This window comes from Pseudomonas sp. IT-P44 (assembly GCF_949768225.1).
GTDB lineage: Bacteria > Pseudomonadota > Gammaproteobacteria > Pseudomonadales > Pseudomonadaceae > Aquipseudomonas > Aquipseudomonas migulae.
Genome location: NZ_CATKQM010000048.1, coordinates 1 through 16,792, shown reverse-complemented (window position 1 = coordinate 16,792; position 16,792 = coordinate 1). Strand labels below are relative to the sequence as shown.

Annotated in this window: 18 protein-coding genes and 1 tRNA gene; 7 read left to right on the top strand and 12 right to left on the bottom strand. The window is 58.3% G+C overall.

All coding sequences use genetic code 11. The annotated features are described in order from the left end of the window. Window positions 1-5: 5 nt before the first annotated feature. From ACM6IO_RS23005 to ACM6IO_RS22975, 7 genes are all read left to right on the top strand, one after another. Window positions 6-200: a cysteine-rich CWC family protein gene (locus tag ACM6IO_RS23005; protein ID WP_008025763.1), complete on the top strand. Its 195-nt coding sequence runs from the start codon at window positions 6-8 to the stop codon at window positions 198-200. A 57-nt stretch (window positions 201-257) separates the two neighbouring features. After that, entirely contained in the window at window positions 258-950 is a 693-nt protein-coding gene (locus ACM6IO_RS23000) for a pseudouridine synthase (protein ID WP_008025762.1), read from the top strand. Between the two features lie 313 nt (window positions 951-1,263). Next, complete coding sequence (locus tag ACM6IO_RS22995; protein ID WP_223481031.1) at window positions 1,264-2,148, top strand: alpha/beta fold hydrolase; 885 nt, start codon at window positions 1,264-1,266, stop codon at window positions 2,146-2,148. Between the two features lie 174 nt (window positions 2,149-2,322). Next, window positions 2,323-2,396, top strand: a tRNA-Gly gene (locus tag ACM6IO_RS22990). Window positions 2,397-3,462: 1,066 nt separating this feature from the next. Further along, on the top strand, window positions 3,463-3,723 hold the full coding sequence (locus ACM6IO_RS22985) for a hypothetical protein (RefSeq protein WP_414912290.1): 261 nt from the start codon (window positions 3,463-3,465) through the stop codon (window positions 3,721-3,723). A 3-nt stretch (window positions 3,724-3,726) separates the two neighbouring features. Further along, entirely contained in the window at window positions 3,727-4,023 is a 297-nt protein-coding gene (locus ACM6IO_RS22980; RefSeq protein ID WP_414912289.1) for a hypothetical protein, read from the top strand. A 100-nt stretch (window positions 4,024-4,123) separates the two neighbouring features. Next, window positions 4,124-5,953: an AIPR family protein gene (locus ACM6IO_RS22975; protein WP_414912288.1), complete on the top strand. Its 1,830-nt coding sequence runs from the start codon at window positions 4,124-4,126 to the stop codon at window positions 5,951-5,953. 48 nt (window positions 5,954-6,001) lie between these two features. On the opposite strand, the gene ACM6IO_RS22970 is transcribed toward ACM6IO_RS22975, so the two are convergent. The 12 genes from ACM6IO_RS22970 to ACM6IO_RS22915 are packed head-to-tail and all read right to left on the bottom strand — an operon-like array spanning window position 6,002 to window position 16,778. Next, window positions 6,002-6,979: a hypothetical protein gene (locus ACM6IO_RS22970; protein WP_414912287.1), complete on the bottom strand. Its 978-nt coding sequence runs from the start codon at window positions 6,977-6,979 to the stop codon at window positions 6,002-6,004. Further along, a complete protein-coding gene (locus tag ACM6IO_RS22965) occupies window positions 6,952-7,662 on the bottom strand; it encodes a hypothetical protein (RefSeq protein ID WP_414912286.1) in 711 nt (236 codons plus the stop codon). Before ACM6IO_RS22965 ends, ACM6IO_RS22970 begins: the two co-directional genes overlap by 28 nt. Continuing rightward, window positions 7,662-8,210, bottom strand: coding sequence for a DNA-binding protein (locus ACM6IO_RS22960; protein ID WP_414912285.1), 549 nt, complete (start codon window positions 8,208-8,210; stop codon window positions 7,662-7,664). Before ACM6IO_RS22960 ends, ACM6IO_RS22965 begins: the two co-directional genes overlap by 1 nt. Beyond that, window positions 8,207-9,130 carry a hypothetical protein gene (locus ACM6IO_RS22955; protein WP_414912284.1) on the bottom strand — a complete coding sequence of 308 codons (924 nt, stop codon included), beginning with the start codon at window positions 9,128-9,130 and terminating at the stop codon, window positions 8,207-8,209. Before ACM6IO_RS22955 ends, ACM6IO_RS22960 begins: the two co-directional genes overlap by 4 nt. Then, window positions 9,127-9,816 carry a hypothetical protein gene (locus tag ACM6IO_RS22950; protein ID WP_414912283.1) on the bottom strand — a complete coding sequence of 230 codons (690 nt, stop codon included), beginning with the start codon at window positions 9,814-9,816 and terminating at the stop codon, window positions 9,127-9,129. The genes ACM6IO_RS22955 and ACM6IO_RS22950 overlap by 4 nt, the downstream gene beginning before the upstream one ends. A gap of 10 nt (window positions 9,817-9,826) precedes the next feature. After that, on the bottom strand, window positions 9,827-12,340 hold the full coding sequence (locus ACM6IO_RS22945; RefSeq protein ID WP_414912282.1) for a phage tail protein: 2,514 nt from the start codon (window positions 12,338-12,340) through the stop codon (window positions 9,827-9,829). A 9-nt stretch (window positions 12,341-12,349) separates the two neighbouring features. Then, window positions 12,350-12,874: a phage tail protein gene (locus ACM6IO_RS22940; protein WP_414912281.1), complete on the bottom strand. Its 525-nt coding sequence runs from the start codon at window positions 12,872-12,874 to the stop codon at window positions 12,350-12,352. Next, window positions 12,867-14,042, bottom strand: a complete 1,176-nt coding sequence (locus ACM6IO_RS22935; RefSeq protein ID WP_414912280.1) for a baseplate J/gp47 family protein — start codon at window positions 14,040-14,042, stop codon at window positions 12,867-12,869. The genes ACM6IO_RS22940 and ACM6IO_RS22935 overlap by 8 nt, the downstream gene beginning before the upstream one ends. After that, window positions 14,039-14,356 carry a DUF2590 family protein gene (locus ACM6IO_RS22930; protein ID WP_414912279.1) on the bottom strand — a complete coding sequence of 106 codons (318 nt, stop codon included), beginning with the start codon at window positions 14,354-14,356 and terminating at the stop codon, window positions 14,039-14,041. The genes ACM6IO_RS22935 and ACM6IO_RS22930 overlap by 4 nt, the downstream gene beginning before the upstream one ends. Further along, a complete protein-coding gene (locus tag ACM6IO_RS22925; protein ID WP_414912278.1) occupies window positions 14,353-16,338 on the bottom strand; it encodes a phage tail tape measure protein in 1,986 nt (661 codons plus the stop codon). Before ACM6IO_RS22925 ends, ACM6IO_RS22930 begins: the two co-directional genes overlap by 4 nt. Before the next feature lie 6 nt (window positions 16,339-16,344). Further along, on the bottom strand, window positions 16,345-16,488 hold the full coding sequence (locus tag ACM6IO_RS22920; RefSeq protein WP_412070805.1) for a DUF6890 family protein: 144 nt from the start codon (window positions 16,486-16,488) through the stop codon (window positions 16,345-16,347). 20 nt (window positions 16,489-16,508) lie between these two features. Continuing rightward, window positions 16,509-16,778, bottom strand: coding sequence for a putative phage tail assembly chaperone (locus ACM6IO_RS22915; RefSeq protein ID WP_414911898.1), 270 nt, complete (start codon window positions 16,776-16,778; stop codon window positions 16,509-16,511). Between the last annotated feature and the right edge of the window lie 14 nt (window positions 16,779-16,792).

Genomic DNA, 16,792 nt, shown 5'->3' with positions numbered 1-16,792 from the left:
CCTACATGAACAAGCCTGAATTCTGTCCGGCCTGCGGCGCCTCCAACGACTGCACCCTGGCCGACCCGCGAACCGCCGATCGGGCCTGCTGGTGCTACGGCGTCAGCATCGACCCGGCGGTGCTCGAAGCACTGCCGCCCGAACTGCGCGACAAATCCTGCCTGTGCCCGCGCTGCGCGCAGGTCGAGGCGCAGTTGTAAGCATCCTTGTGGCCGATCACGTAAGATGCGCGGCCCGTTTCCTTCCGATGTTTTGTCATGCGTGTTGACCGTTTCCTCAGCAACCTGCCCCGCTTCAACCGTAAGCAGGTTCGCCTGTTGCTGGTGGAAAAGCGCGTGCGGGTCGACGGAAAAATCGTCAGCGACCCTCACACCGAGGTGCTGGAGTTCAGCCGCGTCGAAGTCGATCAAGAAGTGCTGCAACTCGGCAAACCCGCCCGCTACTTCATGCTGCACAAGCCCCCCGGTTGCGTCAGCGCCACCCGCGACCCGGAGCACCCCACGGTGCTCGATCTGTTCGACGAGCCGGACAAGGAAGACCTGCACATCGCCGGCCGCCTGGATTTCAACACCACCGGCCTGATGCTGATCACCAACGACGGCAGCTGGTCACGACGCCTGACCCAGCCGCAGACCAAATTGCCCAAGGTCTACTACGTCGAGACCGAGCAGGACATCGGCCCGGAATATGCTTTGAAATTCAGCGAAGGCCTGTACTTCGCCTTCGAAGACCTCACCACGCTGCCGGCCGAGCTGGCGCTGCTCGGGCCGAAGTCAGCGCGGCTGAGCATCGTCGAAGGTCGTTATCACCAGGTGAAGCGGATGTTCGGCCACTTCGACAACAAAGTGCTGCGCCTGCACCGCGAACGCATGGGGCCGCTGGTGCTCGACAGCACGTTGAAACCGGGCGAATACCGCCCTTTGAGCGATGAAGAGATCGGATTGATCTAAGCAGCCTACCGCTCAGCAGAAGTTGTCGAACAATTTACGAATGGCACTTGCGCGATGCCAACTCCCCTGCTTGAATCAGGTCGTCAGCCGAAATGTGACTGACGAGTCACAACATACGTCTAAGAAACTTTTTGTCGGTTAGAGAACCTCAAGGTTCCGCCTCAGACCGGCAGACTGCCCGCCAATAACAACACCCGTCGACCGGACTGCAATGGATCGACATGGGCCTTCAAATTCCAGGCATATGCCTACCTGTCACAAAGCTCGTGCAATCTCATTTGCGCGCATACCCGCTTGCCAGGAGTCTTATGACATGAGGCCAGAAATCGCTGTGCTGGATATACAAGGTCAGTATCGGGTTTACACGGAGTTCTATCGCGCAGACGCCGCAGAGAAGACCATTATCTTGGTCAACGGCTCGATGGCCACGACTGCGTCGTTTGCACAAACCGTGAAAAACCTCCACCCGCAGTTCAATGTGGTCTGCTACGACCAGCCCTACGCGGGCAAGTCAAAAGCCCACAACCTGCATGAAAAATTGCTGACCAAGGAAGTCGAAGGGCAGATCCTCCTGGAGCTGATCGACCACTTCGCCGCCGAACACGTGCTGTCGTTTTCCTGGGGTGGCGCCGCGACCCTGGTCGCCCTCGCCCAACAACCGCGACGGATCGAAAAAGCCGTGATCAGCTCGTTCTCCCCGGAGATCAACGCGCACATGCTCGACTACCTCGAGCGCGGCGTCGACTACCTCGGCAGCCGTGACGGTGACCGGGTCGGCAACCTGGTGAACAGCACCATCGGCAAACACCTGCCGACCCTGTTCAAGCGCTTCAACTACCGTCACGTCAGCAGCCTGGCCGATCATGAATACGGGCAGATGCACTTCCACATCAGCGACCTGCTGCACAGCGACCGCCAGTGCTTCTTCAAGGCGGCAGAGAAAATCAACGTGCCGGTGCTGTTCATGAACGGCGAATGGGACGAATACACCGCCGCCGATGGCGCGCGATTGTTCGCCAACCACGTGCAACACGCCACGTTCACGACGCTGGATGCGACGGGCCACTTTCTCGACATGGAACACAAAGCCGCCTGCCGAGACAGTCGCAATGCGTTGCTGGGTTTCCTGAAACCTGAGCAACAGGCAAGCCGACCGCGTTACCACTACGTCCAGGACCAACATGCATTGTCCATTTGAAACAGCGTCATCGCGAGCAAGCCCCGCAGCCTAATGCAGTCCTGTAGGAGCGAGGCTTGCCCGCGAACGACCGTCACCCGGTCTGATGTCTTGTTTCACCTGTGCCAAAGCCCTCACGCGCAAAGAAAAACTTCATTTTCATGCGCACATCTGGTACAAAGTCAGCCGCTCTGAGCGGGTGTCGTATAATGGCATTACTCCAGCTTCCCAAGCTGATAACGAGGGTTCGATTCCCTTCACCCGCTCCACTATTTTCAAGGCCTCCAGCGCAGTCCACGGACATCCAATCGCGGCTGGTGACAGTTTCAGTGACAGTTGCTGCTTTTGCGCAGGCGTCAGGTTCTACCACCCTCCCCCATAGACCTACCCCGATTTATGTTGACCCATCGGGAAAAGGTAATTTCGGTAATTTGTTTTTCTGAATCCAGTAAACCCCTTTAAATTCAATATCTTAAGACACATTCTTAAAGGTAATAATAAGGTAATAGATTGGTTAGAAAATTACCTTTGTACAGGGTAAGAACCAACAAGAACAAAAGCCTTATAAATCAAGTACTTGAGAATTTATTACCTTTTCAATTACCCCAAATTACCATCGCCGGTAATCGCTCAAAGCCACGTTTTATAAGGCGCTCAGCCCCGTCACGCGTACCGATTACCGAAATTACCTTTTCCCGGAGGGTGGTACGGAAATAGCACCCTGCCACCATCTGAAAACCCCCCCGATCGCCGTTGGGTGGCGTTTTTCGAGGCCATGAAGAAGGGACTGACCAGGTCACTTTCGCCAGGTGATTCTGTGAAATCCCCTAAACAACCTGCAGGCCTTGCCCCGCTTGATGTGTAGGGGTTTTTTTTCTGCTCGGTGAATGCTGGTATTTGCCCGTTCGAATTGATCGATCACGTTTTCGAAAACACACCGAAACCCACGTTTTCTAAGTTTTCACCCAATGAAACCGGGGGCTCCAGCCTTGCCCCGTTCGTGACCGCCCGCTGTGCCGCTGTGCAACCGCGCTTCATTTTCCTTCCAAACCTTTCATTTTGTGCAATGGCCGATTCCCTGCAGAGGCCCACGGCTGGCCTGGGCTGGAGGATCGTTTGCACTACATCGCGGTTTGCATAAAAAACGGACGCAAAGCCCGTCGGCGGGAGGGGGATAAGTGCTTTTTCAGACGTTTTTTTCTTCACCGGGAGGAAGTCACAACATGTGCCCTGCCTCGGCCTTGATCTCGTTTCATCGGATCGACGTTGCCTCTGCGCATTAATCGCTATACTGTTTATTCATACAGTATTTTTAGATTGATTCAGAGGCGAGCTATGAACGCGGAGCATTTGGCAATTTCGGGTGATAGGAGCAGCGCGATTGCGCAGTGGGAATTAATTCTGCGGGACGAAGCTGCACTGCTTGATAACCCTGGACGCCACCACAAAACACTACTTATTCAGGCACACACCCTGCTCCGCCTTCAGTTGATCAACCGTGACGATCTTAGCGATCTCCTGGAGCAGGCCGACGGTGCTCTGGCCTACGCAGTGGAAGCACTGATTGATTGTCACTGGGGCGACCAGGCGGGTTAGCACATGCATATGCTTGTTACTCCGATGAGACGCCAAGGGGTTGCGCTGACGCCTCAAGAACGGCGGCGCTATCCGGCAATACGAGGCAATGTGATGGTTAATTCAGAAAACAACGTCGAGCTCGGTCGGAGCGCAAATGTGGCTCGGGTGGATGTGGGGATGCCTCTTGATCCGGACCCGTTACCAAGACTACTTGATGCAACACTGGCGGGCATGGCTGTGACCGGTTTTGTCTTGAGCGGGATTGAGTGCATAGATGGTTGCGCCTATGCGCAATCTTGGTGGTGCCGACTGGGGTAGCCGATAACTCTTCCACTTTCCCTTATGGGTGACCTGCAGGTAAGATCACGAGAAACCGAATAGCCATCACTCAATTTTTCACTCTACTAAAGGGATATTTATGAGCCTTAGAATATTATTGGACGACCAAATAAATAAACTTTTTAGTGACAATCCAGAACTACAAACAGTTAACAAAAACCCATTTGAAATAGCTGTAGCTTCCTTCGCAAACCTTAAACATCTTAATGGGATTGAGCTGGATGATCTAGTAGACGGAATAATGGGTGACGGTGGAGACGAAGGAATAGACCACTGTTACTTATTTTGCAACGGCTCTCTTATCGTAGATGAAACACACGCAATAAACAAAGAAAGCCATGTCAAAGTAAAATTCTTTCAAGCAAAGAAAGAAACTGGATTTTCAAGTGATGGGTTTCGTAAGACAAAAGAAGGGATTGAAGAGATTTTCAACCTAGAGATTGATTTGAAAAACCTTACGAAATTGGGTGCCAACCCAGACTTTATAGAAAAAACTGACCTAATTCGCAAAATATACAGAGCCTGCGGACTTGCTAAAGCAAAGTTTAGCTGCGAGGTTTTTTACATAACAGTCGCAACCGATTTAAACATCCCCCAAAAAATAAAACACCTCGAACAGCAGCTAATAGATAACTCCTTAAAAATTCCATTTGAAATTAACTACCTTGGGGCTCAAGAGCTTTTAAACCTAACTGAATCCATTGACGAGCTAATCGAAGTAAATTTTATATCTCAACCGCTAGAGATCAAAGAGCGCGATGTAAAAACTAGCGGATACTCAGGCTTCGTTACTGGAAACGAGCTGGTCAAGTGCTTACTGGATGAAAAAGGGAAATTTAAAAGTCATTTGACGGAAGGCAACGTCAGATTTTTCTTGGGTGAAGACACGTCAATAAACACATCCATAATAGAAACGGCTGGAAGTAAAATAAAGTCTGACATATTTTGGGCGATGAATAATGGACTAACAATAATTGGCGACGCAGTGGCCCCGCTGGGAAGCAATCAATATTCTGTAACGAATCCACAAATCGTAAACGGATGCCAAACCATTCACTGCCTTCACGCCGCATATGAAGAAGCCGGCGAGCTTCCGAAAAATCTAAAGGTTTTTGTAAAAATCGTTAACACAAATGATTTGGAAGTTCAAACAGACATCATTAGCGCGACCAACTCGCAAAACCCTGTAAAAACTGCCAGCTTAAAAGCAAATGACAACATCCAAAGAAACATTGAAAAACACCTCGGAAAATCAGGAATATATTACGAACGAAGAGAGAATTATTACAAACGTCAAGGCCACACTGGAAACAAAGTAATCGGGCTACTTAAAATGGCTCAGATCATCAATACTGTCGCAAACAAAGAAGCCGTAATTTCTCTCAACGATACTGGCGGGCTTTTCTCTTCTGAAGCCAAATACGGTGCACTATTTTGCGACTCGGCCGACTTCGACATATATAAATTTTCTGTTCTGCTGTATCAAAAAGCATGGTCTCTAAAAAACTCAGACTTAAGAACAAACACGTATAGCGAAGAACACAAAAGCATCGTCTCTAAAGGCGGATTACTTTTTCTTCATGTAATGAGTAGCCTTCTACTGTCAGCTTCCACCTATGGAAAAGACAACGAAAAGAGTTTGCAAATATCAACACTAGAGATCGGCGCACCGACACGAAAGAATGAATTCGTAAAAAGAAAAGATAGCGCATTTAAACTTTTAGAAAATGACGCCTGGCTCAAGACCTGCTATGAGAAATCTCGTAGCTTAATATTTGAAGCCATAGAGAAATACTCAAAAACAACGGGAAAAGAATATGGTTCCGTATTTAAATATCGCCCTTTTGATAGAGAATTTTTAAAACCGACCATTTCTGAACACTTGAGTCCAGCTGCCGCAACCGCTTAACTTTTAAGCCCCCCTTGCCAACTACAACAGGGGGGGCCTGTTCTTTACTTACTTAGTAATCAACTTCACTAACGTCGCCATTCTCGCAGCGTATTCTGATTTCAATACGAAACTAGCAGCATCGGTTGGGCTTGGTGTTGGCCCTGGAGCGTGCGTGTGTCCCGCCAGTTGGATGTTCATCTGCTGCAGCAAGTCGAGCATGTCGCACACCACCTGAAACAGGTTCACAGTTCCGGAGCCGATCCAGTTTTTCGGAGCCTGCAGTTGCTGGCTGATTCCGGCCACGCTCCTGCGCAAGCCCTGGATCTGCTCCTGCATGTCGCCACCCACCGTGGCGTTGTGCTTCTGCCCCACCACCAGGTTCAGGTCGCGGCCAGTGGCTTGGTGCAGATCGTCCACCGCCGCCAGACTCGCGGACCCGCCCGACAGCAATTTCATTGCTCCCAGCGCCTCAATCGTCTTGATGCCCCCCACTGACTCGGTCGAATGGTCGTCCACCGTCCTGGTGTGATTCTGGAAGCGCTCGGTGTTGTCCAGGGCTTCGACTTCGCGCTCGATCGCTTTGTCCTGGATCTTGCCGTCCGTCTGGCGCAGCCAGTTGCCTTCGGCGTCGACGCGCTGCTGGCATGCCTCGCTGTGCTGCCACACCTGGTCACCTTTCGGCACCCGGGGCAGGCTCAGGCCGTGCGGCAGGATCTGGGTAATAAAGGGTTTATTTGGCAGGCCGTAGGCGAAGCTGATCACCACAGTGGTGCCTTCCTCCGGAAAGCCGAACATGCCTGCTTCCTGTCCGCCCATCGGTGCCGGCAACGGCAGGCTGTGCAGGATCGGCAGTGCCGGATCCGGCTCGCCATCGGGTAGCAGTACCTCGACGTCGACACCAAAGCGCGGCCGGAAGTCGTCGCACAGACCTGGTGCTGCAGGCGCATCAGGGACGGCCACCACGCGGCCGAAGCGCGGCAGGTGGTAACCGCCGCTCAGTTCAGGGAATTGTCGGTCTACTGCGCGGCGGATTGCGTCTTCCATCGGATGGCCATCTGGTTGCCGGCGAGCGTCACTGATGTGATCCGATCGCCTTGGTTGATCGATGCACCTGGTCGCAACCCGGGAAGGGCCGCAACCATCGCGCTTTGATTGCTCTGGTAGCCGTCGAACAGCTCGGCCGGTAGCTGCAGCGGTTCGCGGGTGCCAAAGAAGCTGTCCGCCCAACTGCCGACAAACACCTCGCCGTCACCTTGCTGCTGCCAGATAAAGTCGGGGATATTGAACACTGTGGCCAGGCTGTCCATCGCCTGGTAACCGGTGGCCAGACCATAGAAGTACGGCGCCTTGACCTTGGCATAGGGCTGGTCCGGCACACGAAAGCGCAACCCGGTCTTGGTGCTGATCTCGGCCAGCACCGCCTGCAGGTCCACATGACGCAGGTTCAGCGGCAGTGGGTTGGCCAGGATCGCGGCGAGCTCGCGACAGGCCAATACCTGCTCGGTGCTCGAGGCCGTGGTTGATCGCTCAACGTAGCCGATGAAGTGGCGCTGCAGCGGGGCGTCGTTGTAACCGACATCGAGCATCACCAGGCCTTTCACGGCAGCGCTGGCCTGAATGGTGAACGTCGCCCGACCGGGGCTTTTCAGATCAAGCCGAACGTCTTCTTTGACCAGAGGGTAAACGGTGCCATTGATCGTGAGCACCTTGTGCAGCTTCATGCTCATTACGGCGTTCCGCCCAGGTAGTTATCGAGCTTCTTCAGCGTGGCCTCAAAGCCCGACAGCTCCTCACCTCCACCCTTGCCATCAGCACCGCCGGCACCGTCGCCGGCGACGGCTTGCCCTGGTGCGGATTGCTTGGTGACGGTGTTGCCGGCGCGGCGGTTTTCCACGCGCTCGGGGTTGGAGAGTTTTTCGGACAGGGTGAACTGCACCAACCAGGCGTTGAGCGAATCGTCTTCCCGGGCACTGACACCTTCGGCGAACTCCACTTCACGGATGCCGAACGCGGCAGCGGTGTCGTTGACGATGCGGTACTTCTTGAGCTGGCCACCGCTGGCCGTGGCTTCCGCCAGGCGCATCAGCGTGCGCAATTGGTCCTTGTCCACGAAGGGAATCATCAGCGTGACCGCCAGAGTCTTGGGCTTGAAGCCCTTGTGTCCCTTGTCGGTGTTGCTGGTCTGCCCCGACATGTCGTCGGCTTCGATGCGCAGGTTGGCGGTGACCTTCATTTTCTTGCCGAGGATCTGCTCTCCGTCGAGTAGTAACGTCATAGGCCCACCAGCTCGCGCACAAAACTCAAACCTTCGAGCGATCCGACCAGCAACACGCCAGCGGACAGCACCCATTCGTGCCCCGGGGCCTCGCCCTCGAGCAGCGATCGGCGCAGCTCGTTGACATCACCGGGACCGATCAGCCGCGCGCGCATGCTGCCGTCGGCCGCTCCGCCGGCGAGCAAGGCCTTGAGGTCGTTCAACTGTTGATCACGGCCCTGCTGCTGAGCAGCCTTGCGAGTGGCCAGTGCGACGAGATCACCCATTGGCGAGCTGTCGGCCGCGTACCCTTCCAGCACCGCCAGTTGGCCCGACATCGATTGTTTGGCAGCCTTGACCACAGTGCAGCGCTCAAGCGGCAGCGATTGCCAGCGCGGCAATGGGCCAGAACTGGGGATCTCCCACTTTTCCGTCTCCAGCGTCGACAGGTGTTGCGCCCGACGTTCAGCGCGCACCAGGTCGGGAATCGGCAACAGCGCATTGAAGCGCGACAGCGTGCCGGCCCACTGGGCGAAGTTCGTGCCCAGGAACAACAACGACAGCGCGTATTGCGGCCCGGTTGGGCGGCCGGCGTCTGTAGCGTCGGTCAGTTTGCTGGCCAGCTGCTGCAGCAGGTTCGGCGCTGACAGGAAACGCTGATTGCCGTGACCTTGGCCAATGCCACTTTGAAACGGGGTGACCACCAGGCACGCCGGCGCCTGGCCCATCTGTTCGTTCATCGCGGCACGACCGGCGGCGATCGCGCTTTTCGCCGCGTCACCGACTGGCCCCGGGTTGGTGCTGGTCATCCCGTCCAAACCGGCGAGACGTTGCGCGGTGCTGGCCAGCTCGCCACCGGCCAGATCTTTGGCGACGTTCAATCCGCCCATCCACTGCGTTGCCTGCTCCGGCCAGCGCATGGTCACCGGTGCCCAGGTCATGGCTGTGCTGCCTCCCACGTCACCTGTTCCAGCGCGTCGACATCACCGGCGGCCAGGGCCTGATCGAGCTGCTGTTTCAGCTCGTTGGCGTGCTGCAGCAGCTGCAGCTTGAACAGGGTGAAGTCGTCGCCGACCTGACGCAGTTGGGCGACGGTGTGCAGCCGGAAGGCCTTCACCCCCAGTGCGTCACGGCAGGCGTAGGGCATGTCAAACCCGCGCAGCACGGCCCCGGTGAGGTTCAGTTGATCATCCCATTGGCTGCTGTACTGGAACGACTCGCCCAGTGCAGACGAAAGAAATCCACCCGTAATGACTGCCTCACAGGCTTGGTTGATCTCGATAACTTTGGCCGCGTGAACCGCCTGCGGATCTAGCACCCAGCGACCTCGCTCCCAGTGATGAGCCGCTGTCGGGGGCCTTTCTTGGGTGACTGTCTCAGGCAGTGCGCCGAGTCGGCCCCATTGAATGGAGGCCCCGGTTTTGGTCTCGTAAACCGTCCCCCGGTGATCGTCCAGCTGTTCCACGGAATCGCCGATCAAGGCCCAGACTTTGCCGGGCTCAGGCGCACCCAGTTGCTCACTGAGCAGTACGAACCCAGCCGGGATCAGAACGCCGGCACCTGGAACAGGAGGTAATTCAACGGGGCCGGTCAGGGCGCCGGCGGTGTCTTGTTGATAAACAGTCATAGGGGTTCTCTCAGATCAGTTTCATGCGGCCGGGCCAGGCGATGTTGTGAGGGCGAGCAACGCCGGTGGATGCCTGTTCACCCGCTGGGCCGGGCAGCGCATAGCCGACACTTGGGGGAATACCAGCAATACGGCTGCCTCCGTAGTCTGCAATTTCGTAGGAGTCCATCCCGATCACCGTTTGTGTCCGCGACACATTCGGTGCCGGTCCCGGAACAAATGGGCTCCAGACCCCGTCTCCGTTGTCGTCGACTACCATCAGCGAGCCTTTTTGCGACGAACCAGGTGCCCGTCCCGCGAGCGTCAGTTCACCCTGTCCGGCTGCCTTGGCCGGTATGCTGAGGGTCAGTGTCTTGCCCGGGATATCGAAACTGGCCACCGTCGTACTGGGCTGAAGGTTCGCACCGGTGATCGGCATCCCGACATAGGGCCGAACGCCGCGAAAGTCGACCTGGATCACCAGTGCCGCATTCAGCGTGGTGGTGCCCTGAATGGCCGGACGCTCCAGGCGTCCGACGTCGTCAGCGATGCGGACGAATTCCCCGGTGCCGGTTGGACCTCGGAATGTCGATAGCCCGTCACCACTGGTCCATCCGCCCTCAAGACCCGCACGCAGTGCTTCGCTGGTCAGCATCCCAGAGGTTTGTGCGTGATCCCACAGCCACGGCCATTCGCTGCGGTTGTACAGCACACCGCCCAACGGCCCGTTGCCGCCTGGTTGGAACGCGATGGTGGTCTCAAAGGTTGGGCGACCCAGGGGCGCACTGTCCAAACGCCCAACGGGCAACCAGCCGCCGGCACCATCGCTGACCAGGTGCCACCAATCACCGGCGCCCATCAGGTAAAAGAAGCCGTAACCGGCTGAGGTGAGGTGCGTGTGAAATTTCACCTTGTCCGCGCCGGCGGCCTTAACGGTCAGGCGGTTGGCGGTGTTATCCACACGGCGCACAATCAAATCGATCATGCCCAGGGCGGTGTTGGATGCCGGCAGGGTGAACATTCGATCGCCAGCCGAAGCATCGAGCAGCACCAGGCCTCGGTGTGAAGCGCTCAACGCGGTGTCGACCGTCAACGCCGCCGTGACTTTCTGGCGAGAACCGCCGATCACCTGGCCGCGTGCGTTGATGGTCAGCAGATCATAGATTCCTCCGGCCGCACCCGTGCGCCCAGCCTCCATTTCAAAGACCAGGGGCGTCGTGTTCAGGGTGATCGGGCCGTCTGTGGTCAACCGCCAGAGGCTGTCGGCCAGGGTGGCCCCCTGCTCGACGTGGACAAACAGCCCCGGGGTTACTTCCAGATCCGTGTCGGCGTCGGCCGATCGGGTCCAGCCGTTTGCGGCCACGTTGTAGATCCCGTTCGCGGATCCGTTTGCCTGCTCTTTTACCAGGACACGCGCACCGGCCGGCAACGCCGTGGCCCAATCGCCACCGGCCTGCAGCGCCAGGCCCGAAAGCACCACCGGCGCGGTGGTGGTGAACAGCACCGAGTTTTTCGCGTCTTGTTGGTCTAGGGCAGCCCGGACCATTTTGGTGGTGGCCAGCACCTCGCTGTCACTGACAGCCGGATCGTCAGACTTCGCGTTCGGCAGGTTGCCCAGATCCACGTCGTCCTTGGTGGTGGCCCGGGCGCGCAGTTTTTCGTAGTCACCCACCCGGGCGGCGAAATGCTGCACCAGCGGCCCGCCGATCGCCTCCACCGGGCGGCGGTCGATGAGGGTGTTGGCGTTCGGCAGATCCGCGATGGCCACGCAGTAGTGCTTCACGCCGGCGCTGTCGGAGTAGTCCGGGCGATCGGCGGCGAACACCACTTGCCAGCTGGCCACCACGTCGCTCAATTCACGCTGCAGCGCCACGTCGAGCCAGGCCGTGGTCGGAAACGCCGGTGGTACGATCGGCAGAACCGCCGAACGCACTAGGCGAATGCCCTCCACGTAAGCCGTGCCGGTTTTAACCTGGTAAACACCACCGACCTTTTCCACCTGCAGCGAGCTGCCGAAGAAACAGGCCCGCCCGTACACGTCGCGGTTGCTCTGGCGTTCGCGCTCGTCGATGCCGGCCAGGCGCACCGTGAAGTCATGCTGCCAGGTGCTGGCATCAATGCTGATACCGGTCAGCGCCTGGGCACCGTCGAAGGCCACCAGGAAGTTGCGGGTCAGGTTGTTGCCGATCTGCAGCGGCGGAATGTTGCGGCGCTTTTGCTGCAGGGCGACATAGGCCACCGCGAACAGCTCACCGTCAGCCGCCTCGAGGCCGATCCAGTTGAAATCCCAATCACCGACGTCGGAGCCGATCTGCGCGCTGTACACCACCTGGTTGGGATTCACATAGCCGGCGTTCCCGTCAGGGATGTCGTAGACATGGACGATCTGCCCTGCAGCCGGTTTCGGCGCAGCGCGATCGACCGGGCCGTTGGGATCAAGGCCGGGGACGTTGGCAAAGATAAAGCGCGTCACCTCGAGGCCCAGTTGGGCCGCTTGTTTCTGCGCGATCAGGCTTTCACCCGCAAGGGTAATACTCGCTCCCATGGGGGGCTCCTACAGGCTGGCAACCAGCGTTTGCTGGTCGTCGTTGAAGTCGACCACGGCCACCCACAGTTTCACGGGGGTCAGGGTCACAAAGTCATAACGGCGGCAAGTGCGGCCGTATTGCTGGATCAGCACGCGCAGCAGCTCGGGGTTTTGCGAGAGCTGGGAGTCGGAGAAGCGCAGCAGCACCACGTCCCAATCCCGATCGGGCATGCGCTCCTCGATCTCGACGTAACCGACGCCAAGGCGCTGCAGAATGCGTTTCATCCCGGCGGTGCTGCCGGCGTCCACCGCGTTGATGAAGGCGTACTTCACGCGCAGGCGATAAAGCGCCTCGGGTTCGTCCTTGAAGCGGGTGATGTCGCGCTGCCAGGCCAATAGGTCGAGCACCACCAGGTGGCAGCTGTCGGCATCGAGCTGCAGCAGTGGCCAGCGCAACCAGCCCTCGACTTTTTCCCACCAGGACTGTGCGGCGGCGGTGAGCTTTGTCAGCTCGGTACCGCCGAGCCAGAAGCGCAGACTGAGCTTAATCATTGAGCAACACCTCCAGACTCTGGACCCGGGGGATGTTCAGCTCCGAAACGATGTCGTCGTTGTCGAAGTGCAGCGATTCGATGCCCGGGAACTGCTGGTGCAGCTCTTCACCGAGGCGACTGAAAGAAAAGCGCGACTGCGGAAGGGTCAGCGTCGGTTGGTAGTCGCTGCTCGTGCTTTCGCGAAAGGCCGCACGGATGAACAGCGCGGTTTCGTCGAGCAGGGTTTGCCGCTGGGCCGTGGTCAAGGTCGAGCGCGGCCACAGCGTCACACGCAGGGCGTGCTGGGTTTCGGGCATGACCATCACCAGCAGATCGTCGCCGTGGCCATGGTTGCCCTGGTCACGAATGTGCGCGTTGATTTGCGCCAGGTACGTCGCCGCCGGCACGTCCGCATCGAACAGCACAAAGGCATTCGCGCTGCCCGGGCCACGCGGGGCCCCGTGTTCGAAATACACACCATCCGGACGCACGCCCGGGAAGACGGAAATCATCGCCCGGTACACTGCGTCGGTGTGCCATTGGTTCACCGCCGAGAACTGGTTGCGCACGCGTAGGCGCAGCTCGTCGTTGGGTTCCTTGTCCGCCCCGGGCGTGGTCAACCAGCCATCGGCATTGGCCACTTGGGCAATGCCAGGGATCGGCACCGGCAATACGGCGTAGTACCCCGGGGCCAGGTTGAAGCCGCTGCCCACGTCCACAGCTTCGACCGGGATCTGCAGCTGCATGGCGCCGTCGGTGAAAGTGCCGACCGCCGTGGTCACCAACTGGTAAACATGGCCATTGATCGCGGCCGACTGCACCACCGTGCCCTTGGCGACCTCGAGGGCGCCGCCGGCGGCGATGCGGGTAAACAGCAAGAACCCCTTGGCCTTGGTTGCGCCCTTGCGCTCGACGTTAACGCCCCAGGCCAGCATGTCCAGCCACGCATCCACGGCGGTTTTAACAAAGAAGTTCGGCAGCACGGTGGTGATAAAGAAGTCGAGGATCCACATCACCGGCTTGGTCACCAGCGCGGTGACCACGCGCCAGAACGGTGACCAGGTGCTGGTGTTACTGAGCTTGCTACCCTGGGCGACTACTTCCGCTTCCCACGCCGCACGCAGGCCTTCCTCGGTGGTCGGAATGCCGGCATCGCTCAATGCCTGCTTGAAATTGACGTCGCTCACACCGTTACCTCGATCGTGCCGAACTTCATGGTTTTCGCCGTGACCAGGTACTGCCCGGGCTCGAGTTGGGTGATTAGCGCTGTGCCCGGTACCAGACGTTCATCCGCCTCCACCAGCAGCTCCAGACGCTGGATGCAATCGCGCTGTTTCAGGCTGTTGCGCTCGGCGACCAGGGTCACCAGCAGGCCGCTGTCGCGGATCATGTGCGCGATGTCCTGGGCGATGCTGGCCCGGTCATCGATCAGCACCGGTTGCCGCGACGGATCGAGCACCAGGTCGTTGTCGATGATCAGCAAATCGATGTATTCGCTCATCCACCCACCGCCATGCTCACCATGTTTTCCATCTCCAACGGGGTCATTGGCTTGTTGTTCTGAATGGTCAGGTTCTCCACGTGGGTGCCCTTGTTCTGGCTGCTGGTGTTGTTCTGGATGCTGCTCAGCAAGCCGCCCGGGGGCACGGCCGAGGCACGCGTCGGCGACAGGCTCGGGATCGCCGCGTTTATGGACTGTTGGGTGGCTTGCGCGGCGCTGGCTGAGCTGGCCGCGTTCACGGCAGCGTCAGCACCTGGTACTTCCGGGACGCCGCCAAAACGCGCTTCGATGTTCACGCCGGGGATGCTGTTGATCATCTCGATCAGGCTGTTGATGGCCTTGTAGAACACACCGACGATGCTGTCCCAAGCGCCCTTGGCCATGCCGGACCAGCCGCCCATGGAGTTGAACCAGTCGGACAGCACCTTGAATTGCTCGCTGACCCACTTGAAGGCCTCGCTGTTCATCAGGGCGGCTGTCCATTCGTCCCAGTAGTAGACGGCGACCGCGACGATGGCGACCAAGGCCGCGATCCCCATCACGATGACGCCGATCGGGTTGGCAGTCAGGGCAACGTTGACCAGCCAGATAGCGGCCTGCCAGGCCAACATGACGCCGCGCACGACCAGCATGGCCGCACCGAACAGCGTCAAGATGGACAGGTAAGCCAGGATGGCCAACTTCTGCAGGACGAAGCCGGCGATGGTGCGCAAGTTCAGCAGTTGCACCACCTTCCAGACCGTTACCAGCCCGAGCCAGGTCATACGGCTGATGCCGATCACCATGGTCAGCGCGGACATGGCGAAGATGATCCCGAACACAGTCAGCGTGACGATGCCGATCACCCGGGCGATATTCGGGAACAGCTGGGTCCAGCGGGTCAGCGTGGCGCCGATCGCCACCAGCTTGTTCATCAGCGGTGTCAGGATCGGAATCAGCACTTGGCCAAACACCACGCGCAGCGCTTCGACGGCGGCCGCGAATTGTTGCCACGGGTCCACCATCGCCTTGGCCATTTGCTCGGCGTTCTCCAGGCCGCGAACCTTGCCCAGTTGATCCATGCCGTTGCGCAGACGGTCGGTGTCCTTGGTCAGCGCGGTGATGACGCGGGCACCTTCACCGCCGAAAGCCTCGATCAACTTGGCGCCGGCGTCTGCGCTGTTCAGGTCGCCGAACTTGCCCTCGAGCTTGCCGAGGATGTCCATCATCGGCAGCAACTTGCCGTTCTGGCCGGTGAATTTCATCCCCAGCTTTTCCGAGGCTGCGCCGATGTTTTCGAAAAACGCCTTGTAGATCCCGCCGGCGTCCCCGCCTTCCATGGTGCTGCTGAGCGAGCCGATCACCGCGAACTGCTCGGCCAGGTCGACGCCAAAGGTGGTGGCGATCGAGCCGACTTCCTTGAAGGCGTCTTTGAGCTGGGCGCCGTCCGTGCGGAACAGCTTCACCGCAAGCGCGGTCTGGCCACCGAGTTTTTCAACCCATTCGGCTTTGCCCATGGCGTCGGCCTGGCCCTTGAACAAGTTGTACATGGTGCCCACGTAGGCGCCCATTGTTTCCGCATCGCCCTTGGTCGCCTTGGCCAGCAGGTTGCTGGTGTTGGTGAACGTGGCCAACTGGTCCCCGGTAAGCCCTTTGATCGCGCCTTCGATGCTGTACGCCGATGCGACAAAATCCCGGGCGTTTTCACCGTAGGCGACGGAAAACTCCAGTGACTTGCGATTCAACGCATTCAGCGCGTCCTCGGCCACGCCCAGCGATCGGACCTCGCCCAGGGCACGGTTCATCTCCAAGGCCGGCGCCAATGATTCGGTGATGCCCTTGCCGGCGCCGATCATGCCGCCCAGCCCCATACCCATCGTCTTGATGTTCTTTTCGCTCTGCTCGGCAAGGTCGTTGAAACCCATTTTCACCTTGCCCAGGGGCGCGGTGACCTTGTCGGTCAGACTCAAAATGAAGGCCAGGCGGGCAGCGCGATCAGCCATGCGTGTTTATCCGTTCAGTGCCTGGGCGATGCCGTTGGCAACGGCGATCCCCATGCGGTGCCAATATTCGTCTTCCAGCCACTTGGCGGTGCCCATCACCTCGGGTGTGGGCGCTTCACCAGGAAACCAGCGACCGGACAGGGCCAACAGTTGGCCTAGCCCGTCCTCTTTCAGGCGTTCAGCGTGCTCGAGGGCTTTTTTACGATGACTTCAACGTCCGGGCCGTACTCCTCGACCAGCGCGCCGGCCAGCTGCATCACCATCACCGGGTTGCCCAGCAACGCTTTCAACGTGGCGCGTTCTTCCTGCTTGACGGTGTTGACCAGCAAGTTGTTGGCCGGGGCCACCTTGTTGTTCTGGGTCAGGCTGTTGAAGTACTTGGTCACGTCCTGCGGCGTCAGGGTGAAAGTGAATTCTTTGTCGCCGACTTCCAGGGTGATATCGCGTGTTTCGT